Here is a 20,798-nt window from a genome sequence, read left to right as displayed (position 1 = left end):
TTTCGCTTATTTTAACCTAAAAACACTACTAAACCCTTAATTTACAATGCTTTTAATTCCGAACTGAGGTTATATTACAACAAATCAATAGCACTCTTTTTAACATCAGGACTAAGATGTGCATATATCTGTGTAGTTTTAACATCTGCATGACCTGCTAGTTGTGAAACGGTGTATATTGGAGTACCTTTCATAACGAGTATGCTACAGAAATTATGTCTTAGATCGTGAAAACGAAAATTTTCTATTTCAGCCTCAAGTATAAATTTTTTCCATTGCCTATTTATTTGAGTGATTGGGAGTCCATCATCACTGGTAAATATTAAGCCTTTTTTATGATTTTTACTTTTTATAAATTTGCTAATTTTTTGATGTATAGGAATTAATCTAGATTTGTTAGATTTAGTATTTGTTGCTTCCAAGACAATTTGGTTAGTTGTAAGGTCTATATCTTCCCATTTCAGGCTTAAGATCTCACCTCTTCTCATGCCAGAATAATATGCGATAGTTACTATATTTTTAAACATTTCTGTTTGTTTATTTAATGTCTTGAAGAATCTAAAGTTTTCTTCATCATTAAGGTATCTTATCTTATTCCTTGTTACCCCTAATGATTTAAAGTTAATTAACTTGTTTGATCTAATATAGTTATATTCTGCTGCTCTACTTATAGCTCCTTTTAGTGTTGAAATGATTCTATTAATTCTCGCATTACTACAATTTTTTTTATACTTGTATTCTTTAATATATTTGTTGACTAAAGTAGTATCAATTTCTTCTAGTCTATAGTTGAAGAAAAATGTTAAAGAACTATTGATATTTTCCATAAGTGACCTCAAACATTTTCTATTTCGGCTATACCAATCAATATAGAAAGTATCTAGATATTCTTTAAAAGTAAGTTGATTAGAAGCATTATTTATATTTGTATTAATACTTTCTCCCTTTATTAATAGGCTGTTCAATCTTTGTGCTTCTGATTTGGCTTGAGTTAAAGTAATTGCTCCATTTTGACCAATTGTGTAAATCTTGGGCTTACGCTCTATGTAATATTTTAATCTATAAGATTTTGTTCCAGATGGAGAAACTCTTAATATTAAACCTTTAATTTCAGTGTCAAAATAATCAATTTTTTTTGATATTTCCTTAGTATTAATACTATTAATGAAACTTTTAGTTAATTTTGCTTTTGGCATTTGGGGTTCTACATGGGGTTCTACAAATTTTATAATATATTGTATTCTTCTTTTACTTAAAAATAAATAAAACTGCTGTAACTACTTTAAAATATAGGTTTTTAATACTTTGAGATAAAAGTTGTTTATATTGTTATAAATCATAAATCGCCCTTTCACGGCGGCAACAGGGGTTCGAATCCCCTACGGGATGCCAAATTTAAGAACCCACCTTGTGTGGCTTTTTTATGCCTATTGGAAATTATTTTTTGTTTTAACTTGTATGTTAGAGATATTAATTAATTGTATATCTATTTAAATCCTGTTTTTATTATAGTAGAGTTTTATCTTTAGTGTACGAGCATGGAGAGTGTAATGCCTAAGGCAATAGTTAATGATATTGATATCTATTATGAAGATAAAGGAGTTGGACGTGTTATTATTCTAATAGCTGGCTTTGGAGCTGATCATAAGGCTTGGGGTGAGTTTGCTAACAAGCTTGCACTAGACTATAGGGTTATAACATTTGATAATAGAGGAGCTGGACAGACAGACTGCCCAGATGAGCCGTATTCAATTGTTCAAATGGCTAATGATGTAAAGAGTCTTTGTAATTATTTGAAGATAGATAAAGCAATTGTTATTGGCTCATCGATGGGAGGTTTTATTGCTCAGCAACTTGTGCATGATTATCCTGAGATCTGTGAAAAAATGGTTATATTAAACTCAGCAACCAAAAGCTCAAGGCATTATAGTGTGTTTATGCAGGCTTTTTATGAATTATTGGCAGCAGGGGTGATAGAACCTAAGGTTATAACTAGATTGTTTTTACCGTGGGTCTATTCTGATGATTTTCTAAGAAGTGATTTAAAAATACAGAAGCTTGTTGAATTTGTAATATCAAATCCACATCCTTTTAGTTTGGTAGGATTTAAAAATCAACGCTGCGCAATTGAGGGATTTGACTCAAGTAAATGGATTTCAAAAGTTGAAGTTTCTACATTGGTAATTGCTGGTGAGAAGGATATTGTTTTCTATGAAAAGGATGTTAGAAGGTTTTCTGAATTGATGAAAAAAGCTGAGTATTATAAGTTTAAAGATACTGGTCATTTGCCACATATTGAGAGACCTAACGAGCTATTTAAGATGGTGTGTGAATTTATTGGTTAGAATATTTTAACGTGCTAAGTCGGTTCAGTTAAACTTAGTTATGTTCAGGCAATTTTAAAAACCAGTTTCTGTGTAGATTATACTCTTAGTATTTCGGCAACCATACATCTAGCAGTGCCTCCTCCAACATCCTCTATAGTTTTTACATGGCAAGGAAGTAGAGTGCAGTGCTTATTAATAATCTCTTTTTGTTCTTTGGTAAATCCCATATGGGCCATCGATGATAATATTAAGTAGCTGATGCCTTGTTTGTTTTTGACTTCGAGAGTATTACAGCAGCGTAATAAGATCTGACCAACTGAGATATCGATGATAGTTTTACCTGATTCATTTAAGGCATTCATTACTATTTCTCGTTCTTTTTCACATTTGATTGACTCTGAACAGACAAATATTAATTTTTCTCCTATGCTAAGTATTTGAGTGGTTTGAAATACTGGGTTATCAGTATGATCATAAGCTGTGAAACAGATTAGCTCAAAACCAAGTCTGTCAGCAACTTGCTTTGCTAGTGTCTCATCAGCGCGACAGGATCTAGATAAAAAAACCTTTTTAGAGGAGTTGTCAAATACTAGAGCTGCGTTACCCTCAAGAGCTCTGCTATAGTCACCACGAAAATCTTCAACTTTGTAATCAAGACCAGTATTGATTTTTAATGCTTTTAATAACTCTTTTACCTGTACTTCACGCCTGCGACTCTCTGCGTACATAGGATAAACAAAGACATAGGGCTCGCCATTTATTATGTGTGTTGAAAGCCAATCATTAGCAAACACTGCATCAGAAGCACCTTTGGGAGATTTTAATGTGATAACTTTTAGGTTGTGAGATTTAAGGTAGTTAACCATTTCATGGAACTCTTCCTTAGCAAGAAGTTGGATAATATTACCTTTAAATTTGACTTCTTTCCTAAATGATTTATTATCAATATCTGTTTCATATGTGGCGGTTGCAAAATACTCGGGATCTACCATTAATATTGTGTCTGAAGATTGGGTGAACATTTCTTTTTCCAGGAGGCTTCCTTATAGTTATAAATATACATTATTAGGTATTGAAGTTCTATTGAATTTGCTTAATCATAGTTTTTTTCAAAAACACTGAAAGTAAAGTCAAACTCATTTTTGACATCTTTTTTGAATTTTTTATGACCTATGCGTTTATATTTGGAGTTATCCCATTGAGGGAAAAAAGCATCAAGATCACTCATCTGTGTGTCAACTTCAGTTATGTATAATCTATCGGCATATTGTAAGAATTCTTTATAAATTTGCGCACCACCTATTATAAATATCTCATAGTGTGGTTTTGATTTAGCAAAGTTCAAAATATCCTGAGTGCTATTTATTATTAAGCATTTGTCTTGCTTGTAATCTTTATCTCTAGTTAAAATGATGTTTTTTCTATTTGGAAGAGGGCGACCAATTGATTCAAAAGTTTTTCTACCCATTACTATGTAGTTATTTTCAGTAATTTTCTTAAAATTTTTAAGGTCTTCAGATAATTTCCATGCTAAAGAGTTTTCTTTACCAATACCAAGATTTTTATCATATGCAACTATTAGTGAAATCATATTTTTATATTATTTAGCAGTTTTGTAATATTGTAGCATTTTATGTTTTTTAGCAGAACTCTTTATTAACTTCTTCAAATAGCGTTTGATACTTAATTAGAAATAAACTTTTGTAATTTTTAGACATCTTATGATAGAATAAGCAAGCTTGTATTTTTAGGTATAAGTAAATGTTTAATTAATAAATCATACACTTTAGTAAAAAAGTGCTAGCTTAAAGGGTGTCGTTTTGCGATGTTTGAGCTGGTTTAAAGTGTTAGATATAACCCAAATAAATAAGGATTAATAAAATGTCTTTAATGAAAGAAATGTTATCTGCTGGTGTTCACTTCGGACACAAAAAAGCTTTCTGGAACCCACAAATGAATGAATACATCTTTGGTGTTAACCATGGTGTACATATCATCAACTTAGAAAAAACAGTCCCTCTTTTCCAAGATGCTGTTAACTTTGTTGGTAAAACTGTTGCTAACGGTGGTAAAGTTCTTTTTGTTGGTACTAAAAGACAAGCTCAAGATATCATAGAAACTGAGGCTAAAAGATGTGGTATGCCTTTTGTTAGCCACAGATGGTTAGGTGGTATGCTTACTAACTATAAAACAGTTAGACAATCTATCAAAAGATTAGCTCAGTTAGAAAAGATGAAAGAAGATGGTACTTTTGAATCTTTGACTAAGAAAGAAATGCTTCAAAACTTAAGAACTATTGAGAAGTTAGAGAAAGTTCTTGGTGGTATTAAAGAAATGGGTGGTATTCCTGATGCTATCGTTGTTATTGATAGCAACAAAGAGCATATTGCTATTCAGGAAGCTAAGAAGCTTGGTATCAAAGTTGTATCTATCGTAGATACTAACTCAAACCCTGAAGGTATTGATTATATCATTCCAGGTAACGATGATGCTGTTAAGTCTATATCTTTCTATATGAATAAATTTGCTGATGCTGTTATAGATGCTCAAGGTTTAGATAGAGCTATTGAAGCAAAATCTGATGAAGCTGTAGAAGCTCAACAAGAAGCATAAGAAACAAAACAAGGATAATAAAACAATGTCAAATATTTCTGCTAAATTAGTAAAGGAACTTAGAGAAAGAACTGGTGCTGGCATGATGGAGTGTAAAAAGGCTCTAGTTGCTGCTGAAGGTGATATTGAAAAAGCTGCTGAAGAGATGAGAATCTCTGGCCAAGCAAAAGCTGATAAGAAAGCTTCTCGTGTTGCTGCTGAAGGTGTTATCGAAGCTTATGCTGCTGATGGTAGAGCTGTGTTACTTGAAATCAACTCTGAAACAGATTTCGTTGCTAGGGATGATAGCTTTAAAGCATTTGCTAAAGAAGCTGTGAAAGCTGCTCATGCTGCTAATGCAAAAACTATCGAAGAAGTTTTAGAAGCTAAGATTTCAACAGGTGAAACTGTTGAAGAAGCTAGAAAATCTTTAGTTGCTAAAATTGGTGAGAATATTCAAGTTCGTAGAGTTAAAGCTACAGAAGCTGCTAACTTAGGTGCTTATGTTCACGGTGGTAGAATTGGTGTGGTTGCTGCTTTAGAAGGTGGTGATGAAGAGCTTGCTAAAGATATCGCTATGCATGTAACAGCTGCTAATCCTCAGTATGTTAATCCTGAAGATGTTCCTGCAGATGTTGTAGAGAAAGAAAGATCTATCCAAGTTGAGATCGCTATGCAATCTGGTAAGCCAAAAGAAATCGCTGAGAAGATGGTTGTTGGTCGTATGAAGAAGTTTACTGGTGAAGTTAGTTTAACTGGTCAAGCTTTCGTTAAAGATCCAAGTATCCAAGTTGAAAAGCTTCTTAAAGATAAAAATGCAAAAGTAGCTAGCTTTATTCGTCTTGATGTTGGTGAAGGTATCGAGAAGAAAGAAGAAGACTTTGCGGCAGAGGTGATGAACCAAATTAAAGGTTAATATATGTCTAACGATTCGTCAGAATGTTCTCAAAAACCCCTAAAACTTAAAAGGGTACTTTTTAAGTTAAGTGGGGAGTCTTTATCTGCAGATCAAGGTTTTGGTATAAATGTTGATTCTGCAAAACCTATCATAGATCAAATTAAAACTCTTGTATCCAAGGGTATTGAGCTTGCTATAGTTGTTGGCGGAGGTAATATCTTGCGTGGAGGTAGAGCTAATTTTGGTAATAAAATCGAAAGAGCTACTGCAGACTCAATGGGTATGATTGCTACTATGATTAATGCTTTGGCATTGCGTGATATGCTTATTAGTGAAAATGTCGAAGCAGATGTCTTCTCAGCAAAAGGTGTTGATGGCTTACTTAAGGTTGCTAGTGCGCATGAATTTAATCAGTCATTAGCAGCTGGTAAGGTTTTAATCTTTGCTGGTGGTACAGGTAACCCGTTTGTAACTACTGATACTACAGCTAGCTTAAGAGCTGTTGAGATTGGTGCGGATGCTTTACTAAAAGCTACAACTGTTGATGGAGTATATGATAAAGACCCAAACAAATATTCAGATGCAAAACGCTTTGAGAAAATTACTTTCTCAGAAGTTGTTGCAAAAGAGTTGAGTGTTATGGATTTGGGAGCTTTTACTCAATGTAGAGATTTTGGTATTCCAATATATGTGTTTGATTTGACTCAGCATAATGCTTTGGTCGATGCTGTTGTTGATTCTAAATATGGTACTTGGGTTACTTTAGACTAATTAATTTTTAAAAGGATTATTTTTATGATAAATGAAATTCTAAAAGATGCTGAAAGCAGAATGAGTAAGTCTTTGGATGTTTTAGCTGATGATTTGGCTAAAATTAGAACAGGTCGTGCTCACCCTGATATACTAGCTCATGTAACTATAGACTATTATGGTTCTGCTACTCCTATTACTCAGGTGGCGAATGTTACAGTTTTAGATGCTAGAACTTTAGGTATTACTCCGTGGGAGAAGGGGCTTTCGGGTCAAATTGAAAAAGCTATTATGACGTCTGATCTTGGTCTTAACCCTACAAACTTAGGTGATTCTTTAAGAGTGCCTATGCCGGCATTAAACGAAGAAAGAAGAAGGGAGTTGGTTAAGCTGGTTAAATCTGAAACTGAAAGTGGTAGAGTCTCTATTAGAAATATCCGCCGTGATGCTAATAGTGATATTAAAGAGCTTCTTAAAGAAAAAGAAATAACTGAAGATGAAGCTAAAAGAGCAGAAGATAATATCCAGAAAATTACTGATAAAATGGTTGCTCAAGCTGATGCGTTAGCAGTTAAAAAAGAACAAGACTTAATGGAAGTCTAGCTATAAATTTATAAAACTTATTTCCCCTACTTATCTGGCTTATTCGTATGAGCTGGTTCTTTCAAAGCTTTATTATAAAGCTATTTAAATCTACATAGTGTTATCTTAATATTTAAATGCTTAAGTCACTGATTTTTTAGATTATTAATCTTTAGGTGCAATAGCTTCTTGCATGCAATAGAGAATATACTTCAAATTTGTGTAAAGTTGGTGAAATTATGTGTCTTAATTATGTCAGTAGGAGTGGGTGGTCATCGGTGGCTAGCTTTAGGCTTAATAATAAGTTGTTTGAGGCAGCAGAGAGTTGTGGTGTGAAAGTTCATATGGGTATTACTGGTTCATCAGATACTTTTTACCCTGGACAAGAAAGGCTAGATAGCTATAGTGGTTATGTTAGGAATCACTTTAAGAATTCTGTGGCAGAGTGGTGTAAACTCAATGTTTTAAATTTAGAGATGGAATCTTCAGCATTGCTGACAGTGTGTGCTGTCCTTCGATTGGACGCCTGTTGTATTTGTATGGTGGCTGCAAAACGTATTGTGTCTGAAGTTGTAGATACTAGTAAATATGCTGATGGTATGAGGCAGATTATTAAAATAATAGAAGGTAGTATTCTATCAGGGCTATAGTGTTTAGGGGGATATTGAGCTTTTACTCTTGTAATTCTTACTATTCTTTCTTATTATTTACCTAGTTTAATTTTTATTCTAATTTATTTATGATCTCGGCTAAGAACAATACTCTTAGACATATTGCTATAATTATGGATGGCAATGGTAGATGGGCTAAAAGTAGATTGAAGCCAAGAATTTTTGGGCATAGAAGTGCTATATCTAGTGTTGATGCTTCAATAGAGTATTGTGCTGAAAATAATATAGGAGTCTTGACGCTTTTTGCTTTTGGGAGAGATAATTGGTTAAGACCAGCTCAAGAAGTTGAAGGTTTGATGGATCTTTTTTGTAAAACTTTGAAGGATAAAGCTCCTAAGTTACATAAAAATAATATTTCTTTGAAAGTTGTTGGTGATAAGACAAGGCTTTCATCAAAGCTTTTAAATATAACTTCTGAAACTGAATCTTTAACAGCTCAAAATACTGGTTTGCAGCTAAGATTGGCTGTTGATTATGCTGGGCGTTGGGATATTGTACAAGCAGTTAAAGCTGTGGTAAGTGATGTTCAAAATCAAAAATTAGTATCTGATGATGTCACGGAGCAAATGTTTGGTGAGTATCTGACTGCTGGTAGTGAACCTGTTGATTTACTTATACGTACAAGTGGTGAGGTTCGCTTAAGTGATTTTATGTTATGGCAACTTGCATATGCAGAAATGTATTTTACTAATGTTATGTGGCCAGATTTTTCTAAAAAAGAACTAGATAAGGCGGTAGAGTATTTTTATTCTCGTCAAAGAAGGTTTGGTAAAAGTGGTGAGCAGCTTAAATAAGAGGGAATTATGAAAGAAAGAATTATAACAGGTCTTGTGCTTGTAGCAGTAGTATTTTGTTTTTTACTATATGCATCTGATTATTCATTTGGTGTCGGTGTTTTTCTTGTAGCTATGTTATCGGCACATGAGTGGTTAAAGCTGGCAAAAGTTGATCAAGACTCTATGCTTAAATACCTTATTATATTTGTGATAGCCGCTTTTGTGGTTTCTCAGTTTTTTGTTTACTTACAGTATATTTTTCCTATATTTTGGTTGTATGCGATATTTAAGCTAAGTCAGTATGAAAGAGAGAAGATAAATGCTATCTCGTCTGCAGAAATGCTTGTTTTAGGTCTGTTTACTATAGCTCCTTTTGCTGCTTGTTTATACATTCTGCATAGTAATGGTGTAGCATGGATATTTATGTTCATTTTAGTTGTTGCGGCAGCTGATAGTGGAGCGTACTTTACAGGTAAGGCAATTGGTAAGCATAAGATGTTGCCTAGGTTAAGTCCAAATAAAACTGTGGAAGGTCTTCTTGGTGGAATGCTTTGTGCAATTATAGTTGCTATAATATTCTTAATATATATGGGATTAACGCCTTTAGAGTATGTGTATATGGTATTGATTTCGGCTCTTGTTGCTGTATTATCTGTTGTTGGTGATGTGTTTGAGAGCATGATGAAGCGTATAGCAGGGGTTAAGGATAGCGGTAATATCTTGCCTGGACATGGTGGTGTGCTTGATAGGTTGGATGGTTATATGCCTACGTTGCCAATATTTGTCATGCTAGGATATTTTGCGGGCGTGTTTATTTTATAGGGGTTTTTGTGAATATTGAGCTTAAGTTTTTAAATAAAGAAATTATTAATGGGCTACCAAGCTACGGAACAGAGGGTTCAGCAGCTGTTGATTTGAAGGCTTGTATCTCTGAGAGTGTGCTTTTAAATCCGGGTGAATGTAAGCTTGTTGGAACTGGTATAGCTATTAACATTGCAGATCCTAACTATGCTGCTATGATTTTACCGAGATCAGGTTTGGGGCATAAGAAAGGTTTAGTGCTTGGGAATGGTACTGGGCTTATAGATTCTGATTATCAAGGTGAGCTAAAAGTTTCTTGTTTCAATCGTTCTCAAGAGGTTATAGAAATTGAACCGTTAATGAGATTTGCTCAGCTTGTTATAGTTCCAGTTGTTCAAGCAACTTTTAATGTTGTTGAAGAATTTTCAGAAGAGACTGTTAGAGCCGTTGGTGGTTTTGGTCATACAGGAGTTTAGGTTTATGTTTTTTAATCTACCTAATGTTTTGACTTTTGGTCGTTTGGCCTTAATCCCCTTTATAGTTATATGTTACTATTTTGAGTTTCCTCATCATCACGGGATTACAGCTACGTTATTTTTGTTAGGGGCTGCTACTGACTGGTTGGATGGTTATTTGGCACGCAAATGGGAGCAGACAAGTAAGCTTGGTGCTTTTTTAGACCCTGTTGCGGATAAGCTTATTGTTGCTACAGCACTTTGTCTGTTTGTTGAGATGTATCCTTATTGGTGGGCTACAATACCTGCTATTGTGATGATCTGTCGAGAGATTTTGGTATCTGCTTTACGTGAGTGGATGGCAGAGTTGGGTCAGCGTAGTGTTGTTAAGGTTGGAATTTGGGGTAAAGTTAAAACGACTGCTCAGATGGCTGCGCTGTTTATATTCTTGATTAAGCCAGCGATAGATTTTAGGCACTCTATAGATTATACAAGTTTTAATACTTGGTTTATATTTTTGGGCTTCTTAATGCTATATATAGCTGTTATTTTGACGGTTTACTCTATGTGCAATTATCTATATGTTGCATTCAAGTCTGTTTTTGGAAAATCTAATAAATAATACTTTTTCTTTTCTTTTTTTTGCTTTTTTGTTATTATTGTTGCCTAATGCTATTTTTGCATGGGCACTGCCTTTGCCTAGCATTTGAAATTATTTAATCAAAAACTGATAAAAAAACGGAGAATAATAACTAATGGCAACTATAAATCAGTTGGTGAACAACCCTCGCAAGAGATCGGTTGTTAAGTCTAAGGTTCCTGCGTTGAAGGCTTGTCCTCAAAGAAGAGGTGTTTGTACAAGAGTTTATACTACAACTCCTAAGAAGCCTAACTCAGCACTTAGAAAAGTAGCTCGTGTAAGATTAACGAGCGGTTTTGAGGTAACAAGTTACATTGGTGGTGAAGGCCATAACCTACAAGAGCACAGTGTAGTGCTTATCAGAGGTGGTAGGGTTAAAGATTTACCAGGTGTACGTTATCACATCGTTAGGGGTGCTTTAGATACTTCAGGTGTTAATAATCGTAAGCACGGTCGTTCTAAGTATGGTACGAAGCGTCCTAAGTCTTAGTTTGTGTTTAAAATTTAACATTTGAAAAAGGTGTAATAATGTCTAGAAGAAATAGAGCTCCTAAAAGAGATATTTTACCTGATCCTAAGTATAAGAGTCAGGTAGTTGCTAAGTTTGTAAACCATATCATGCTAGATGGTAAAAAATCAGTAGCAGAAAAAATTGTATATGGTGCATTTGATAGAATCAAAGCAAAAGATGCTTCAGCTAATGAAGTTGAAGTTTTTGAGAACGCATTAGAAAGCGTTAGCCCAATGGTTGAGGTTAAGTCTCGTCGTGTTGGTGGTGCTACATATCAAGTTCCTGTAGAAGTTAGGCCAGAGCGTCGTCAAACTTTAGGTATGAGATGGATAATCGATGCTGCACGTAAGAGAAAAGAAAATACTATGGGTGATAGAGTTGCTGCGGAAATTCTAGAAGCTGTAGAAGGTAGAGGTGCCGCTGTCAAGAAAAGAGAAGATACTCATAAGATGGCTGAAGCTAACAAAGCATTTGCTCACTTTAGATGGTAATAGGAGAATAGAAAATGCCTCGTAAAACAGCTTTAGAAAAATATAGAAATATTGGTATCTGTGCTCACGTTGATGCAGGTAAAACAACTACTACAGAGCGTATCTTATTTTATACTGGTCTTTCTCACAAGATCGGTGAGGTGCATGATGGTGCTGCTACTATGGATTGGATGGAGCAAGAGCAAGAAAGAGGTATTACAATTACTTCTGCTGCGACAACTACTTTCTGGTCTGGTATGGATCAGCAGTTCCCTGAGCATCGTGTAAACATTATTGATACTCCAGGTCATGTTGACTTTACAATTGAGGTTGAGCGTTCTCTGCGTGTACTAGATGGTGCTGTTGTTGTATTTTGTGGTTCATCAGGTGTTGAGCCTCAGTCAGAGACTGTATGGCGTCAAGCTAACAAATATGGTGTTCCAAGAATCGTATTTGTAAATAAAATGGATAGATCTGGTGCTGATTTTGAAAGAGTTTGTGGTCAGATTAAAACAAGATTGAAAGCAAATGTTGTTCCTGTTCAATTAAACATTGGTGCAGAAGAAGATTTTAAAGGCGTTGTAGATCTTGTTAAGATGAAAGCTATTATGTGGAATGAAGAAGACATGGGTCTAACTTATGATCTTGTGGATATTCCAGCTGAGCTTCAAGATAGAGCTGAAGAGCTGCGTATGGAGATGATTGAGGCTGCGGCTGAATCTTCAGAAGAGCTTATGGAGAAGTATCTTGAAGAAGGTGAGCTTTCGGAAGAAGAAATTCATGAAGGTCTTCGTGCTAGAGTGCTTAATAACGAAATCGTACTTGCATTTTGTGGTTCAGCATTTAAAAACAAGGGTGTTCAGGCTGTTCTTGATGGAGTTATTCGTTACTTACCGGCTCCAAACCAAGTTGCTGCTATTAAATGTGAAACAGAGGATGGTGAGCCAGCTTCTCGTCCTTCATCTGATGATGAGCCATTTGCAGCTCTTGCATTTAAGTTAGCTACTGACCCGTTTGTTGGTAACTTAACGTTCATCCGTGTTTATTCAGGTGTACTTAAGTCTGGAGATGCTGTTTATAATCCTGTTAAAGGTAAGAAAGAGCGAGTAGGTCGTATCGTACAGATGCACTCTAATAAGCGTGAAGAGATCAAAGAAGTGCGTGCTGGTGATATCGCTGCATGTATTGGTCTTAAAGATGTTACTACTGGTGATACTCTTTGTGATCAGGATGATGTTGTTATCTTAGAGAGAATGGAATTCCCTGAGCCAGTAATTTCAGTTGCTGTTGAGCCAAAAACTAAAGCAGACCAAGAAAAAATGTCTATAGCTTTAGGTAAGCTAGCTGCTGAAGATCCATCTTTCAGAGTTAAAACTGATGAAGAATCAGGTCAAACAATTATTTCTGGTATGGGTGAGCTTCACTTGGATATTATTGTTGATCGTATGAAGCGTGAGTTTAAAGTTGAAGCTAATGTTGGTAATCCACAAGTTGCTTATAGAGAGACTATTCGTGGCACTGTAGATCAAGATAGTAAATTTGTGCGTCAATCTGGTGGCCGTGGTCAGTATGGTCACGTTGTTGTTAAGTTTGAGCCGTTAGCTGTTGAAACTAATGATGAAGGCGAAGAGAAAACATTTGAGTTCGTTGATGAGATCGTTGGTGGTGTGGTACCAAAAGAATACATCAGTTCAGTTGCTAAAGGTATCGAAGAGCAAATGCAAAACGGTGTTTTAGCTGGTTATCCAATGATTGGTGTTAAAGCTACTTTATTTGATGGCTCTTACCATGATGTTGACTCATCTGAGATGGCGTTCAAGATTGCTGCTTCTATGGCTCTTAAAGAAGGTGCTAAAAAAGCAAATGCATGTATACTTGAGCCAATCATGAAAGTTGAAGTTGTGACTCCTGAAGATTATCTTGGTGATGTTATGGGTGACCTTAACAGAAGAAGAGGTATCATCGAAGGTATGGATGAGAATCCAAGTGGTAGAGTAATTAATGCTCTAGTTCCTCTTTCAGAAATGTTTGGTTATGCTACGAATGTTCGTTCTATGAGCCAAGGTAGAGCGTCTTTCTCTATGGAGTTTAAAAAATACTCTGAAGTACCAAGTAACATAGCTGATGAAATCATCAAATCACGTAACTCATAATAAAAGGATATAATTAAAATGGCTATAAATAATCAACGTATTAGAATTAGATTAAAAGCCTTTGATCATAAGCTTATCGATGTTTCAACTCAAGAAATCGTTGATACTGCTAAGAAAACAGGGGCTCAGGTTAAAGGACCTATTCCTTTACCAGTACGTAAAGAGAAGTTCACAATTCTTATTTCTCCGCACGTAAATAAAAAGGCAAGAGATCAATATGAGATCAGAACTCACAAGAGATTGATCGATATTGTTGAGCCTACAGATAAAACTGTAGATGCTTTAATGAAACTAGATTTAGCATCAGGTGTTGATGTTCAGATCAGTTTAAGCTAATATATACGTTACTTTTTTGAAAAACTCAAAAAATGTAATCAAATTAGGTCTCTGTGGTCAATCGTAATCACAGGGTTAATATAATAATAATAGAGGATTAAATAATGTCTTTAGGATTAGTTGGTCGCAAATGTGGTATGACTCGTATTTTTACTGAAGATGGTGTTTCTATTCCTGTTACTGTAGTTCAAGTTGAGCCTAACAAGGTTACTCAAGTTAAAACTACTGAAACAGATGGATATAATGCTATACAAGTAACTACTGGTTTCAAGAAGCGTTCTAATGTAAACAAACCTGCAGCTGGTCACTATGCGAAAGCTGGTGTTGAGCCTGGTAGAGGATTGTGGGAATTCGCTATAGATAATGCTGCTGAATATGAAGTTGGTTCATCTGTTGAAGCTACTATATTCGAAGCTGGTCAAAAAGTGGATGTAAGAGGTGTATCTAAAGGTAAAGGTTTCCAAGGTGGCGTTAAGCGTCATAACTTTGCTATGCAAGATGCAACTCACGGTAACTCAGTTTCTCATAGAGCTCACGGTTCTACTGGTCAAAACCAAACTCCAGGTAGAGTGTTCAAGAATAAGAAGATGGCTGGTCATATGGGTAGCGAGAATGTTACTATTCAGTCTCTTGAGGTTGTGAGAGTGGACGCGGAAAATGGTTTATTGCTTTTAAAAGGTGGTATTCCAGGTTCAGTTGGTGGCAATATCGTTGTTACTCCAGCTGTTAAAAGTTAGTAGATAAATATTAAATACCGGAGATTGTTGTGGACTTAAATATGAAATCTTTAGCTGGTGCAGAGGCTGGTGTAGTAGATGTTGCAGAAGGTGTTTTTGCAGCAGACTATAACGAAGCTCTGATCCACCAGGTTGTTGTTGCTTATATGGCAGGTGCTCGTCAAGGTACAAAAGCTCAAAAAACTAGATCAGAAGTATCTGGTGGTGGAGCTAAGCCTTGGAGACAAAAAGGTACAGGTAGAGCAAGAGCGGGTACTATCCGTTCTCCTATCTTCAGAAAAGGTGGCGTAACATTTGCTGCTAAGCCTAAAAGTTATAAGCAAAAAGTTAATCGTAAAATGTATTCAGGAGCTATCAAGTCAATACTATCTGAGTTAGTAAGATCAGGTAGAATGACTGTAGTTGAAGAATTGAAATTAGAAACTCCAAAGACAAAAGAGTTTAAATCAGTAGTTGATTCTTTAGGAGTTAATGATGTGCTTTTTGTTGTTGGTGTAGAAGAATTTAGTGAGAATGTATACTTATCTTCTAGAAACCTTAAGAATGTAGCAGTGTGTGATTCTGTGGAAATTAATCCAGTTTCTTTGGTATGCTTTGAGAACATTGTTTTCACTAAGCAAGCTATAAAAGAAATAGAGGAGAAGTTAGTATGAGTTCTCAAGAAAAATTATTAAAAACTGTAATAAGACCTCATGTTTCTGATAAAACTTATGGTCTTTCAGATGCAAACTCAACAATCGTGTTTCAAGTTGCAAGATTTGCAAGCAAGCTAGATGTAAAAAATGCTGTTGAACAGCTTTTTGAAGTTAAAGTTGAGTCTGTGAATATCCTTAATGTTAAGGGTAAGGCGCGTAGATTTGGTCGTGTTGAAGGTAAAACAAAAGCTTGGAAAAAAGCTTATGTGAAGCTTGCTGAAGGACATGATATCAATTTTGTTGGTGCAGAGTAATTATAAAGAAGGTTTATAATCATGATTGAAATAAAAAAAGCTAAACCTACTTCACCTGGCCGTCGCCACGTAGTGAGCGTAAAGAATACAGAATTACATACAGGTAAGCCATTCAAAGGTTTGGTAGAAGCTAAAAGTAAAAAAGCTGGTAGAAATAATACTGGTAGAATTACAGTACGTCATCACGGTGGCGGACACAAGCAACACTATCGTATAGTTGATTTCAAAAGAAATAAAGACGATATCACTGCTAGGGTTGAGAGAATCGAGTACGATCCTAACCGTAGTGCAAACATTGCTTTAGTTTTATATGCTGATGGTGAAAGAAGATACATCATTGCTCCTAAAGGGCTAAAGAAAGATATGTCTGTAGTTTCTGGTGAAAGAGTTGATATTGCTGTTGGTAACTGTATGCCACTTAGAAATATTCCTCTAGGTACAGTTATTCACAATATCGAAATGAAGCCGAAAAAAGGTGCGCAAATGATCAGAAGTGCTGGTACTTTTGCTCAGTTGGTTGGTAAGGATAATGCATATGCGATTATTCGTCTAAGATCAGGTGAGATGAGAAGAGTGCTTTTAGATTGTAGAGCGGTTATAGGTGTGGTATCTAATTCTGAGCATAACTTAAAATCTTTAGGTAAAGCTGGTGCTAAGCGCTGGAGAGGTGTAAGACCTACAGTTAGAGGTGTTGCAATGAACCCAGTAGATCACCCACATGGTGGTGGTGAAGGTAAAACTTCAGGTGGTAGACATCCTGTGTCTCCTTGGGGTATGCCTACTAAAGGTTATAAGACGCGTAAAAATAAGCGTTCTAATAAGTTGATTGTTCAAAAACGTAAGTAATTAGGGAGAAGGTTGTGCCTCGTTCATTAAAAAAAGGACCTTTTGTAGATCATCATCTTTTAAAGAAGGTTTTTGAAGCGCAAGAAAGTAATTCTAAAAAGCCAATCAAAACATGGTCAAGAAGATCATTGATTGTGCCAGATATGATAGGTTTAACTATAGCTGTACATAACGGTCAGCAGCACGTGCCTGTTCTTATGACTGAAGAAATGGTTGGTCATAAGTTAGGAGAGTTTGCAGTAACTCGTAACTATCGTGGTCATGCAGCTGATAAAAAAGCTAAGAAGAAATAGTTGGGGTTATATACATGGAAGTACAAGCTAAATTAAAATTTGCAAGAATCTCAGCGCAAAAATGTAGATTAGTTGCTGATCAAATCAGGGGACTACCTGTAGAGAAAGCTATTAATCTTTTGACTTTTAGTAACAAAAAAGCAGCAGTTCTAATCAAAGATGTTTTAAACTCTGCTGTTGCAAATGCTGAGCATAATGACGGTATGGATGTTGATTCTTTATTTGTTTCAACAGTATTCGTTGATGAAGGTCCTACTATGAAGCGTTTTGAAGCTAGAGCAAAAGGTCGTGGTAATCGTATTTTAAAAAGAACTTCACATATCACTGTGAAAGTTGCTGAGAAAAATTAAGAGGTGTAGTAAAAATGGGTCAAAAAGTAAATCCTAATGGAATTCGATTAGGCATAGTAAAAGAGCATAACTCAACTTGGTATGCTGACTCTTCTGACTACGCTACTAAGCTTAATGAAGATATTAAGGTTAGAGAGTTTTTGCACAAAAAACTTGCTTCAGCAGCAGTTAGTAAGATTCAGATTGAGAGACCTGCTCAAAATGCTAAGATTACAATTCATACAGCAAGACCTGGTATTGTAATTGGTAAGAAAGGTGAAGATGTTGAAAAGCTTCGTTCAGAAGTTAATAAGTTGATGGGTATTCCTGTTCAGATCAACATTGAAGAAGTTCGTAAGCCTGAAATAGATGCTAAGCTAGTAGCTGATAGCGTTGCTCAACAATTAGAAAAAAGAGTAATGTTCAGAAGAGCTATGAAAAAAGCTATGCAAGGTGCTATGAAGTCAGGTGCTAAGGGTATCAAGATCATGGTAAGTGGTCGTTTAGGTGGTGCTGAGATCGCACGTTCTGAGTGGGCTAGAGATGGTAGAGTTCCTCTTCAAACATTCAGAGCTGATGTGGATTATTCTACAGCAAAAGCTTTAACTACTTATGGTATTATCGGTGTTAAAGTTTGGATCTATAAAGGTGAAATCCTTCCTGGTCAAACGAATCAGAAAAATAATAAAAAAGGAGCTAGATAATGCTACAGCCTAAGCGTACAAAGTTTCGTAAACAGCAGAAGATGCGTAATAGAGGCTTAGCTCACAGAGGTAATAAAGTAAGCTTTGGTGAGTTTGGTCTTCAAGCAACATCTAGAGGCAGAATCACTGCTAGACAAATAGAAGCAGGAAGAAGAGCTATCAACCGTCACATCAAGCGTGGTGGTAAAGTTTGGATAAGAATCTTCCCAGACAAACCTATTACAGAAAAGCCTCTTGAAGTTCGTATGGGTAAAGGTAAAGGTTCAGTTGAATATTGGGTTGCTCAAATTCAACCAGGACGTGTACTATATGAAATTACTGGTGTTAAAGAAGAGTTAGCGCGTGAAGCTTTTGCAAGAGCAGCAGCTAAAATGCCAGTGCAGACAACTTTTGTTGAAAAGCAGGTGATGTAATGAAAAGAAATGATACTTTAAAAGATTATAGAGGTAAAAGTATTGACCAATTGCAAGAAGCGAAAATTGAGTTATTGCAACAATTATTTTCTCTTCGTATGCAAAAGGGTACTGGGCAATTAAAAAAGAATCACTTATTCAAAAGTGCTAAAAGAGATATTGCTCGTATAAATACAATAATATCAGAAAAGAATAAATAGGTGCCGTTAAAGATGAGCGATAAAATTAGATTGTTAGAAGGTAAAGTTTCTAGCGTTGCTATGGATAAAACTGTAGTAGTAAGAGCTGAAAGATACGTTAAGCACCCTTTATATGGTAAGTTCGTTAAGAAAACTACTAAGTATTATGTTCATGATGAAAAGAATGAATGTAAGCAGGGCGATGTTATCAAGTTCAAAGAAACTAAGCCATATTCAAAAACTAAGAAGTGGTGTTTAGTAGATATTATCCATAGAGAAAAATAATAAATTTGATTTTATTTTTGTTTATTGGTATATTTATCGGACTGCAAAAATGCACAAGCAGTCTTATCTAATAATAAATAAGGGTTATTTGTATGATTCAAATGCAAACAGAACTCCAAGTTGCTGATAACAGTGGCGCTAAGAGAGTTGAGTGTATAAAAGTTTTGGGTGGCTCTCATCGCAGATATGCATCTATTGGTGATGTGATTAAAGTAACTGTGAAAGAAGCTGCTCCAAGAGGTAAAGCTAAAAAAGGATCTGTATATAATGCTGTAGTTGTGAGAACAGCTAAAGGTGTGCGCAGAAAAGATGGTTCTAAAGTTCGTTTTGACGGCAATGCTGCCGTGCTACTAAATGCTAACGGGCAACCAATGGGAACTCGTATCTTTGGCCCTGTAACTAGGGAACTTCGTACTGAGAAGTTTATGAAGATCGTATCTTTAGCACCAGAAGTATTATAGTTATTTATTGAGGTGTAAGTAATGAATAGATTAAAAAAAGGTGATGATGTAATCGTTATCGCTGGTAAAGACAAAGGTCGCAGAGGCGTTGTTAAGTCATTCGCTAAAGGTGGTTCTTTGGTTTTAGTGGAAGGTATTAATGTTGTTAAGAAACACGTTAAGCCTAACCCAAATAGAGGTGTTGAAGGTGGAGTTGTTGAAAAAGAACTTCCAGTAGATGCTTCTAACGTTGCTATCTTTAACCCAGCTACTGAAAAAGCTGATAGAGTGGGTTATAAGTTTGTTGATGAGAAAAAGGTTCGCTACTTTAAATCAAATGGCGAGCTTGTAGACTTATAGGACTAAGTTTTATGGCAAGATTAAAGGATCATTATCAAAAAGAGCTTGTTGCTAAGTTAAGAGATGAGCTTAATGTAGATAATATAATGGAAGTACCTTCTATTGAGAAAATTACTCTTAATATGGGTGTTGGTGATGCTGCAAAAGACAAAAAAATCATGACTTTTGCATTAAATGATTTGACAGCTATTGCTGGTCAAAAGCCTGTTGTTACTAAGTCTAAAAAATCAATTGCTGGTTTTAAAATCCGTGATGGATGGCCAATCGGTTGTAAAGTTACTTTACGTGGTGAGCGTATGTACGAATTTTTAGATAGACTTATAACAATTGCTATTCCTAGAATTAGAGATTTTAGGGGTTTAAGTGCTAAGTCTTTTGATGGTAGAGGAAACTATAGCTTAGGTATGAGAGAGCAAATTTCTTTCCCTGAGATTGATTATGATAAAGTTGACTCAATCAGAGGCTTAGATATTTCGATAACTACTACAGCTAAAAATGATGACCAAGGAAAAGCTTTACTTAAAGCATTCGGTTTTCCTTTTAAGTCTTAATCTAAATTGGGGTTTTAAATGGCGAAAAAAGCAATGATTCAGAGAGAATTAAAGAGAGAAAAATTAGTAGCTAAATATGCTCAAAAAAGAGCTGAGCTTAAAGCTATTATTCTTGATGTAAATTCTACTGAAGAACAAGTATGGGAAGCTCAAATTAAACTGCAAAAACTACCAGTAAACTCTTCAGCTTCTAGAGTACAAAGAAGATGTAAAGTAACAGGTAGACCACATGCTGTATACAGAAAATTTGGCTTATGTCGTAATAAGCTTAGAGAGTATGCAATGGCAGGAGATGTTCCTGGTTTGAAGAAAGCTAGTTGGTAATAAGGAATTTTAAGTTATGAGTATGCAAGATCCTATCGCGGATATGTTTACAAGAATCAGAAATGGTCTTTCTTCTGAAAAAGAAGCTGTTTCTGTACCATTTTCAAAGATGAAGATGGAAATCGCAAACTTCTTAGTTAAAGAAGGCTATGTTAAAAGCTGTACTAAAGGTACAACTGCTGCTGGTCATCCTTCTATAGAAATTGAGCTTAAGTATCATGCTGGTACTCCTGTGATCGAAATGATCAAAAGAGTTTCTAGACCAAGTTTGAGAATATATAAGTCTCACGAAGAGCTACCTAAAGTATATGGTGGTTTTGGTGTTGCTATTATTTCTACTTCTAAAGGTTTAGTAAGTGATAGAAAAGCAAGAGCTCTTGGTGTTGGTGGCGAAGTAATTGGCTACGTAGCTTAAGTTAGCAAGGA

The 20,798-nt window shown here is 35.5% G+C and carries 32 protein-coding genes; 29 read left to right on the top strand and 3 right to left on the bottom strand.

Going from position 1 to position 20,798, the window contains the following annotated elements:
- Nucleotides 1-74: 74 nt before the first annotated feature.
- Nucleotides 75-1,196, bottom strand: a complete 1,122-nt coding sequence (locus AB8E56_RS04895) for a site-specific integrase (protein ID WP_329478597.1) — start codon at nt 1,194-1,196, stop codon at nt 75-77.
- A 354-nt stretch (nt 1,197-1,550) separates the two neighbouring features.
- On the opposite strand from AB8E56_RS04895, the gene AB8E56_RS04890 reads away from it, so the two are divergent.
- Nucleotides 1,551-2,345 (top strand): alpha/beta hydrolase, encoded by a 795-nt coding sequence (locus tag AB8E56_RS04890; RefSeq protein ID WP_329478595.1) that lies wholly within the window; start codon nt 1,551-1,553, stop codon nt 2,343-2,345.
- 77 nt (nt 2,346-2,422) lie between these two features.
- Here the strand turns inward: AB8E56_RS04890 and AB8E56_RS04885 are convergent, their stop codons facing one another.
- Together AB8E56_RS04885 and AB8E56_RS04880 are read right to left on the bottom strand one after the other, a co-directional pair.
- Nucleotides 2,423-3,349: an arginine deiminase-related protein gene (locus tag AB8E56_RS04885; RefSeq protein ID WP_329478593.1), complete on the bottom strand. Its 927-nt coding sequence runs from the start codon at nt 3,347-3,349 to the stop codon at nt 2,423-2,425.
- 71 nt (nt 3,350-3,420) lie between these two features.
- Nucleotides 3,421-3,918, bottom strand: a complete 498-nt coding sequence (locus AB8E56_RS04880) for a dihydrofolate reductase (protein ID WP_329478591.1) — start codon at nt 3,916-3,918, stop codon at nt 3,421-3,423.
- 290 nt (nt 3,919-4,208) lie between these two features.
- Here AB8E56_RS04880 and rpsB point away from each other — a divergent pair, with 290 nt between their 5' ends.
- From rpsB to rpsH, 28 genes are all read left to right on the top strand, one after another.
- On the top strand, nt 4,209-4,940 hold the full coding sequence (rpsB, locus tag AB8E56_RS04875) for a 30S ribosomal protein S2 (protein ID WP_329478589.1): 732 nt from the start codon (nt 4,209-4,211) through the stop codon (nt 4,938-4,940).
- A 25-nt stretch (nt 4,941-4,965) separates the two neighbouring features.
- A complete protein-coding gene (gene tsf / locus AB8E56_RS04870; RefSeq protein WP_329478586.1) occupies nt 4,966-5,835 on the top strand; it encodes a translation elongation factor Ts in 870 nt (289 codons plus the stop codon).
- 3 nt (nt 5,836-5,838) lie between these two features.
- Complete coding sequence (gene pyrH / locus AB8E56_RS04865) at nt 5,839-6,588, top strand: UMP kinase (RefSeq protein WP_329478584.1); 750 nt, start codon at nt 5,839-5,841, stop codon at nt 6,586-6,588.
- Nucleotides 6,589-6,612: 24 nt separating this feature from the next.
- Nucleotides 6,613-7,170, top strand: coding sequence for a ribosome recycling factor (gene frr, locus AB8E56_RS04860; protein WP_329478581.1), 558 nt, complete (start codon nt 6,613-6,615; stop codon nt 7,168-7,170).
- A 257-nt stretch (nt 7,171-7,427) separates the two neighbouring features.
- Nucleotides 7,428-7,799 (top strand): hypothetical protein, encoded by a 372-nt coding sequence (locus AB8E56_RS04855; protein WP_369518642.1) that lies wholly within the window; start codon nt 7,428-7,430, stop codon nt 7,797-7,799.
- Between the two features lie 89 nt (nt 7,800-7,888).
- On the top strand, nt 7,889-8,614 hold the full coding sequence (uppS, locus tag AB8E56_RS04850) for a polyprenyl diphosphate synthase (RefSeq protein WP_329478577.1): 726 nt from the start codon (nt 7,889-7,891) through the stop codon (nt 8,612-8,614).
- Between the two features lie 9 nt (nt 8,615-8,623).
- Nucleotides 8,624-9,418 (top strand): phosphatidate cytidylyltransferase, encoded by a 795-nt coding sequence (locus AB8E56_RS04845; protein WP_329478576.1) that lies wholly within the window; start codon nt 8,624-8,626, stop codon nt 9,416-9,418.
- An 8-nt stretch (nt 9,419-9,426) separates the two neighbouring features.
- Nucleotides 9,427-9,873 carry a dUTP diphosphatase gene (gene dut, locus AB8E56_RS04840; RefSeq protein ID WP_329478573.1) on the top strand — a complete coding sequence of 149 codons (447 nt, stop codon included), beginning with the start codon at nt 9,427-9,429 and terminating at the stop codon, nt 9,871-9,873.
- A gap of 4 nt (nt 9,874-9,877) precedes the next feature.
- Nucleotides 9,878-10,474, top strand: a complete 597-nt coding sequence (gene pgsA / locus AB8E56_RS04835) for a CDP-diacylglycerol--glycerol-3-phosphate 3-phosphatidyltransferase (RefSeq protein ID WP_329478571.1) — start codon at nt 9,878-9,880, stop codon at nt 10,472-10,474.
- 133 nt (nt 10,475-10,607) lie between these two features.
- The gene (gene rpsL, locus AB8E56_RS04830) at nt 10,608-10,982 is read left to right on the top strand and encodes a 30S ribosomal protein S12 (protein ID WP_003035357.1); all 375 of its coding nucleotides are present in this window, start codon (nt 10,608-10,610) and stop codon (nt 10,980-10,982) included.
- A gap of 38 nt (nt 10,983-11,020) precedes the next feature.
- The gene (gene rpsG / locus AB8E56_RS04825; protein WP_072711262.1) at nt 11,021-11,494 is read left to right on the top strand and encodes a 30S ribosomal protein S7; all 474 of its coding nucleotides are present in this window, start codon (nt 11,021-11,023) and stop codon (nt 11,492-11,494) included.
- A gap of 14 nt (nt 11,495-11,508) precedes the next feature.
- Complete coding sequence (gene fusA, locus AB8E56_RS04820; RefSeq protein ID WP_329478539.1) at nt 11,509-13,626, top strand: elongation factor G; 2,118 nt, start codon at nt 11,509-11,511, stop codon at nt 13,624-13,626.
- 24 nt (nt 13,627-13,650) lie between these two features.
- On the top strand, nt 13,651-13,962 hold the full coding sequence (gene rpsJ, locus AB8E56_RS04815) for a 30S ribosomal protein S10 (RefSeq protein ID WP_040010754.1): 312 nt from the start codon (nt 13,651-13,653) through the stop codon (nt 13,960-13,962).
- A 104-nt stretch (nt 13,963-14,066) separates the two neighbouring features.
- The gene (gene rplC / locus AB8E56_RS04810; protein ID WP_329478537.1) at nt 14,067-14,699 is read left to right on the top strand and encodes a 50S ribosomal protein L3; all 633 of its coding nucleotides are present in this window, start codon (nt 14,067-14,069) and stop codon (nt 14,697-14,699) included.
- Between the two features lie 29 nt (nt 14,700-14,728).
- Complete coding sequence (rplD, locus tag AB8E56_RS04805) at nt 14,729-15,352, top strand: 50S ribosomal protein L4 (RefSeq protein WP_329478535.1); 624 nt, start codon at nt 14,729-14,731, stop codon at nt 15,350-15,352.
- Nucleotides 15,349-15,648: a 50S ribosomal protein L23 gene (gene rplW / locus AB8E56_RS04800; RefSeq protein ID WP_329478533.1), complete on the top strand. Its 300-nt coding sequence runs from the start codon at nt 15,349-15,351 to the stop codon at nt 15,646-15,648. The genes rplD and rplW overlap by 4 nt, the downstream gene beginning before the upstream one ends.
- A 21-nt stretch (nt 15,649-15,669) precedes the next feature.
- Nucleotides 15,670-16,494, top strand: coding sequence for a 50S ribosomal protein L2 (gene rplB, locus AB8E56_RS04795; protein WP_329478531.1), 825 nt, complete (start codon nt 15,670-15,672; stop codon nt 16,492-16,494).
- A gap of 14 nt (nt 16,495-16,508) precedes the next feature.
- Entirely contained in the window at nt 16,509-16,787 is a 279-nt protein-coding gene (rpsS, locus tag AB8E56_RS04790) for a 30S ribosomal protein S19 (RefSeq protein WP_004286613.1), read from the top strand.
- A 14-nt stretch (nt 16,788-16,801) separates the two neighbouring features.
- Complete coding sequence (gene rplV / locus AB8E56_RS04785; protein WP_072711268.1) at nt 16,802-17,137, top strand: 50S ribosomal protein L22; 336 nt, start codon at nt 16,802-16,804, stop codon at nt 17,135-17,137.
- 14 nt (nt 17,138-17,151) lie between these two features.
- Nucleotides 17,152-17,820, top strand: a complete 669-nt coding sequence (gene rpsC, locus AB8E56_RS04780) for a 30S ribosomal protein S3 (RefSeq protein WP_329478524.1) — start codon at nt 17,152-17,154, stop codon at nt 17,818-17,820.
- Complete coding sequence (gene rplP / locus AB8E56_RS04775) at nt 17,820-18,233, top strand: 50S ribosomal protein L16 (protein WP_072711270.1); 414 nt, start codon at nt 17,820-17,822, stop codon at nt 18,231-18,233. The genes rpsC and rplP overlap by 1 nt, the downstream gene beginning before the upstream one ends.
- Nucleotides 18,233-18,433, top strand: a complete 201-nt coding sequence (gene rpmC / locus AB8E56_RS04770; RefSeq protein WP_072711271.1) for a 50S ribosomal protein L29 — start codon at nt 18,233-18,235, stop codon at nt 18,431-18,433. Before rplP ends, rpmC begins: the two co-directional genes overlap by 1 nt.
- A gap of 12 nt (nt 18,434-18,445) precedes the next feature.
- A complete protein-coding gene (gene rpsQ / locus AB8E56_RS04765; RefSeq protein WP_150466863.1) occupies nt 18,446-18,697 on the top strand; it encodes a 30S ribosomal protein S17 in 252 nt (83 codons plus the stop codon).
- A gap of 92 nt (nt 18,698-18,789) precedes the next feature.
- Nucleotides 18,790-19,158, top strand: coding sequence for a 50S ribosomal protein L14 (gene rplN, locus AB8E56_RS04760; protein ID WP_150466862.1), 369 nt, complete (start codon nt 18,790-18,792; stop codon nt 19,156-19,158).
- A 21-nt stretch (nt 19,159-19,179) separates the two neighbouring features.
- The gene (gene rplX, locus AB8E56_RS04755; RefSeq protein ID WP_192577184.1) at nt 19,180-19,497 is read left to right on the top strand and encodes a 50S ribosomal protein L24; all 318 of its coding nucleotides are present in this window, start codon (nt 19,180-19,182) and stop codon (nt 19,495-19,497) included.
- A gap of 11 nt (nt 19,498-19,508) precedes the next feature.
- Nucleotides 19,509-20,048 (top strand): 50S ribosomal protein L5, encoded by a 540-nt coding sequence (gene rplE, locus AB8E56_RS04750; protein WP_329478517.1) that lies wholly within the window; start codon nt 19,509-19,511, stop codon nt 20,046-20,048.
- A gap of 18 nt (nt 20,049-20,066) precedes the next feature.
- Complete coding sequence (rpsN, locus tag AB8E56_RS04745; RefSeq protein WP_072711275.1) at nt 20,067-20,372, top strand: 30S ribosomal protein S14; 306 nt, start codon at nt 20,067-20,069, stop codon at nt 20,370-20,372.
- 16 nt (nt 20,373-20,388) lie between these two features.
- The gene (gene rpsH / locus AB8E56_RS04740; protein WP_072711276.1) at nt 20,389-20,787 is read left to right on the top strand and encodes a 30S ribosomal protein S8; all 399 of its coding nucleotides are present in this window, start codon (nt 20,389-20,391) and stop codon (nt 20,785-20,787) included.
- Nucleotides 20,788-20,798 lie beyond the last annotated feature (11 nt).

The organism is Francisella sp. 19X1-34, assembly GCF_041102755.1.
Lineage (GTDB): Bacteria > Pseudomonadota > Gammaproteobacteria > Francisellales > Francisellaceae > Francisella.
The sequence above is the reverse complement of the archived record's forward strand: the minus strand, read 5'-3'. Positions and strand labels throughout refer to the sequence as shown.

Coding starts and splice junctions, on each gene's coding strand:
- AB8E56_RS04895 (WP_329478597.1), bottom strand. CDS start 1,196: ATGCCAAAAGCAAAATTAACTAAAAGTTTCATTAATAGTATTAATACT.
- AB8E56_RS04890 (WP_329478595.1), top strand. CDS start 1,551: ATGCCTAAGGCAATAGTTAATGATATTGATATCTATTATGAAGATAAA.
- AB8E56_RS04885 (WP_329478593.1), bottom strand. CDS start 3,349: ATGTTCACCCAATCTTCAGACACAATATTAATGGTAGATCCCGAGTAT.
- AB8E56_RS04880 (WP_329478591.1), bottom strand. CDS start 3,918: ATGATTTCACTAATAGTTGCATATGATAAAAATCTTGGTATTGGTAAA.
- rpsB (WP_329478589.1), top strand. CDS start 4,209: ATGTCTTTAATGAAAGAAATGTTATCTGCTGGTGTTCACTTCGGACAC.
- tsf (WP_329478586.1), top strand. CDS start 4,966: ATGTCAAATATTTCTGCTAAATTAGTAAAGGAACTTAGAGAAAGAACT.
- pyrH (WP_329478584.1), top strand. CDS start 5,839: ATGTCTAACGATTCGTCAGAATGTTCTCAAAAACCCCTAAAACTTAAA.
- frr (WP_329478581.1), top strand. CDS start 6,613: ATGATAAATGAAATTCTAAAAGATGCTGAAAGCAGAATGAGTAAGTCT.
- uppS (WP_329478577.1), top strand. CDS start 7,889: ATGATCTCGGCTAAGAACAATACTCTTAGACATATTGCTATAATTATG.
- AB8E56_RS04845 (WP_329478576.1), top strand. CDS start 8,624: ATGAAAGAAAGAATTATAACAGGTCTTGTGCTTGTAGCAGTAGTATTT.
- pgsA (WP_329478571.1), top strand. CDS start 9,878: ATGTTTTTTAATCTACCTAATGTTTTGACTTTTGGTCGTTTGGCCTTA.
- rpsL (WP_003035357.1), top strand. CDS start 10,608: ATGGCAACTATAAATCAGTTGGTGAACAACCCTCGCAAGAGATCGGTT.
- rpsG (WP_072711262.1), top strand. CDS start 11,021: ATGTCTAGAAGAAATAGAGCTCCTAAAAGAGATATTTTACCTGATCCT.
- fusA (WP_329478539.1), top strand. CDS start 11,509: ATGCCTCGTAAAACAGCTTTAGAAAAATATAGAAATATTGGTATCTGT.
- rplC (WP_329478537.1), top strand. CDS start 14,067: ATGTCTTTAGGATTAGTTGGTCGCAAATGTGGTATGACTCGTATTTTT.
- rplW (WP_329478533.1), top strand. CDS start 15,349: ATGAGTTCTCAAGAAAAATTATTAAAAACTGTAATAAGACCTCATGTT.
- rplB (WP_329478531.1), top strand. CDS start 15,670: ATGATTGAAATAAAAAAAGCTAAACCTACTTCACCTGGCCGTCGCCAC.
- rplV (WP_072711268.1), top strand. CDS start 16,802: ATGGAAGTACAAGCTAAATTAAAATTTGCAAGAATCTCAGCGCAAAAA.
- rpsC (WP_329478524.1), top strand. CDS start 17,152: ATGGGTCAAAAAGTAAATCCTAATGGAATTCGATTAGGCATAGTAAAA.
- rplP (WP_072711270.1), top strand. CDS start 17,820: ATGCTACAGCCTAAGCGTACAAAGTTTCGTAAACAGCAGAAGATGCGT.
- rpmC (WP_072711271.1), top strand. CDS start 18,233: ATGAAAAGAAATGATACTTTAAAAGATTATAGAGGTAAAAGTATTGAC.
- rpsQ (WP_150466863.1), top strand. CDS start 18,446: ATGAGCGATAAAATTAGATTGTTAGAAGGTAAAGTTTCTAGCGTTGCT.
- rplN (WP_150466862.1), top strand. CDS start 18,790: ATGATTCAAATGCAAACAGAACTCCAAGTTGCTGATAACAGTGGCGCT.
- rplX (WP_192577184.1), top strand. CDS start 19,180: ATGAATAGATTAAAAAAAGGTGATGATGTAATCGTTATCGCTGGTAAA.
- rplE (WP_329478517.1), top strand. CDS start 19,509: ATGGCAAGATTAAAGGATCATTATCAAAAAGAGCTTGTTGCTAAGTTA.
- rpsN (WP_072711275.1), top strand. CDS start 20,067: ATGGCGAAAAAAGCAATGATTCAGAGAGAATTAAAGAGAGAAAAATTA.
- rpsH (WP_072711276.1), top strand. CDS start 20,389: ATGAGTATGCAAGATCCTATCGCGGATATGTTTACAAGAATCAGAAAT.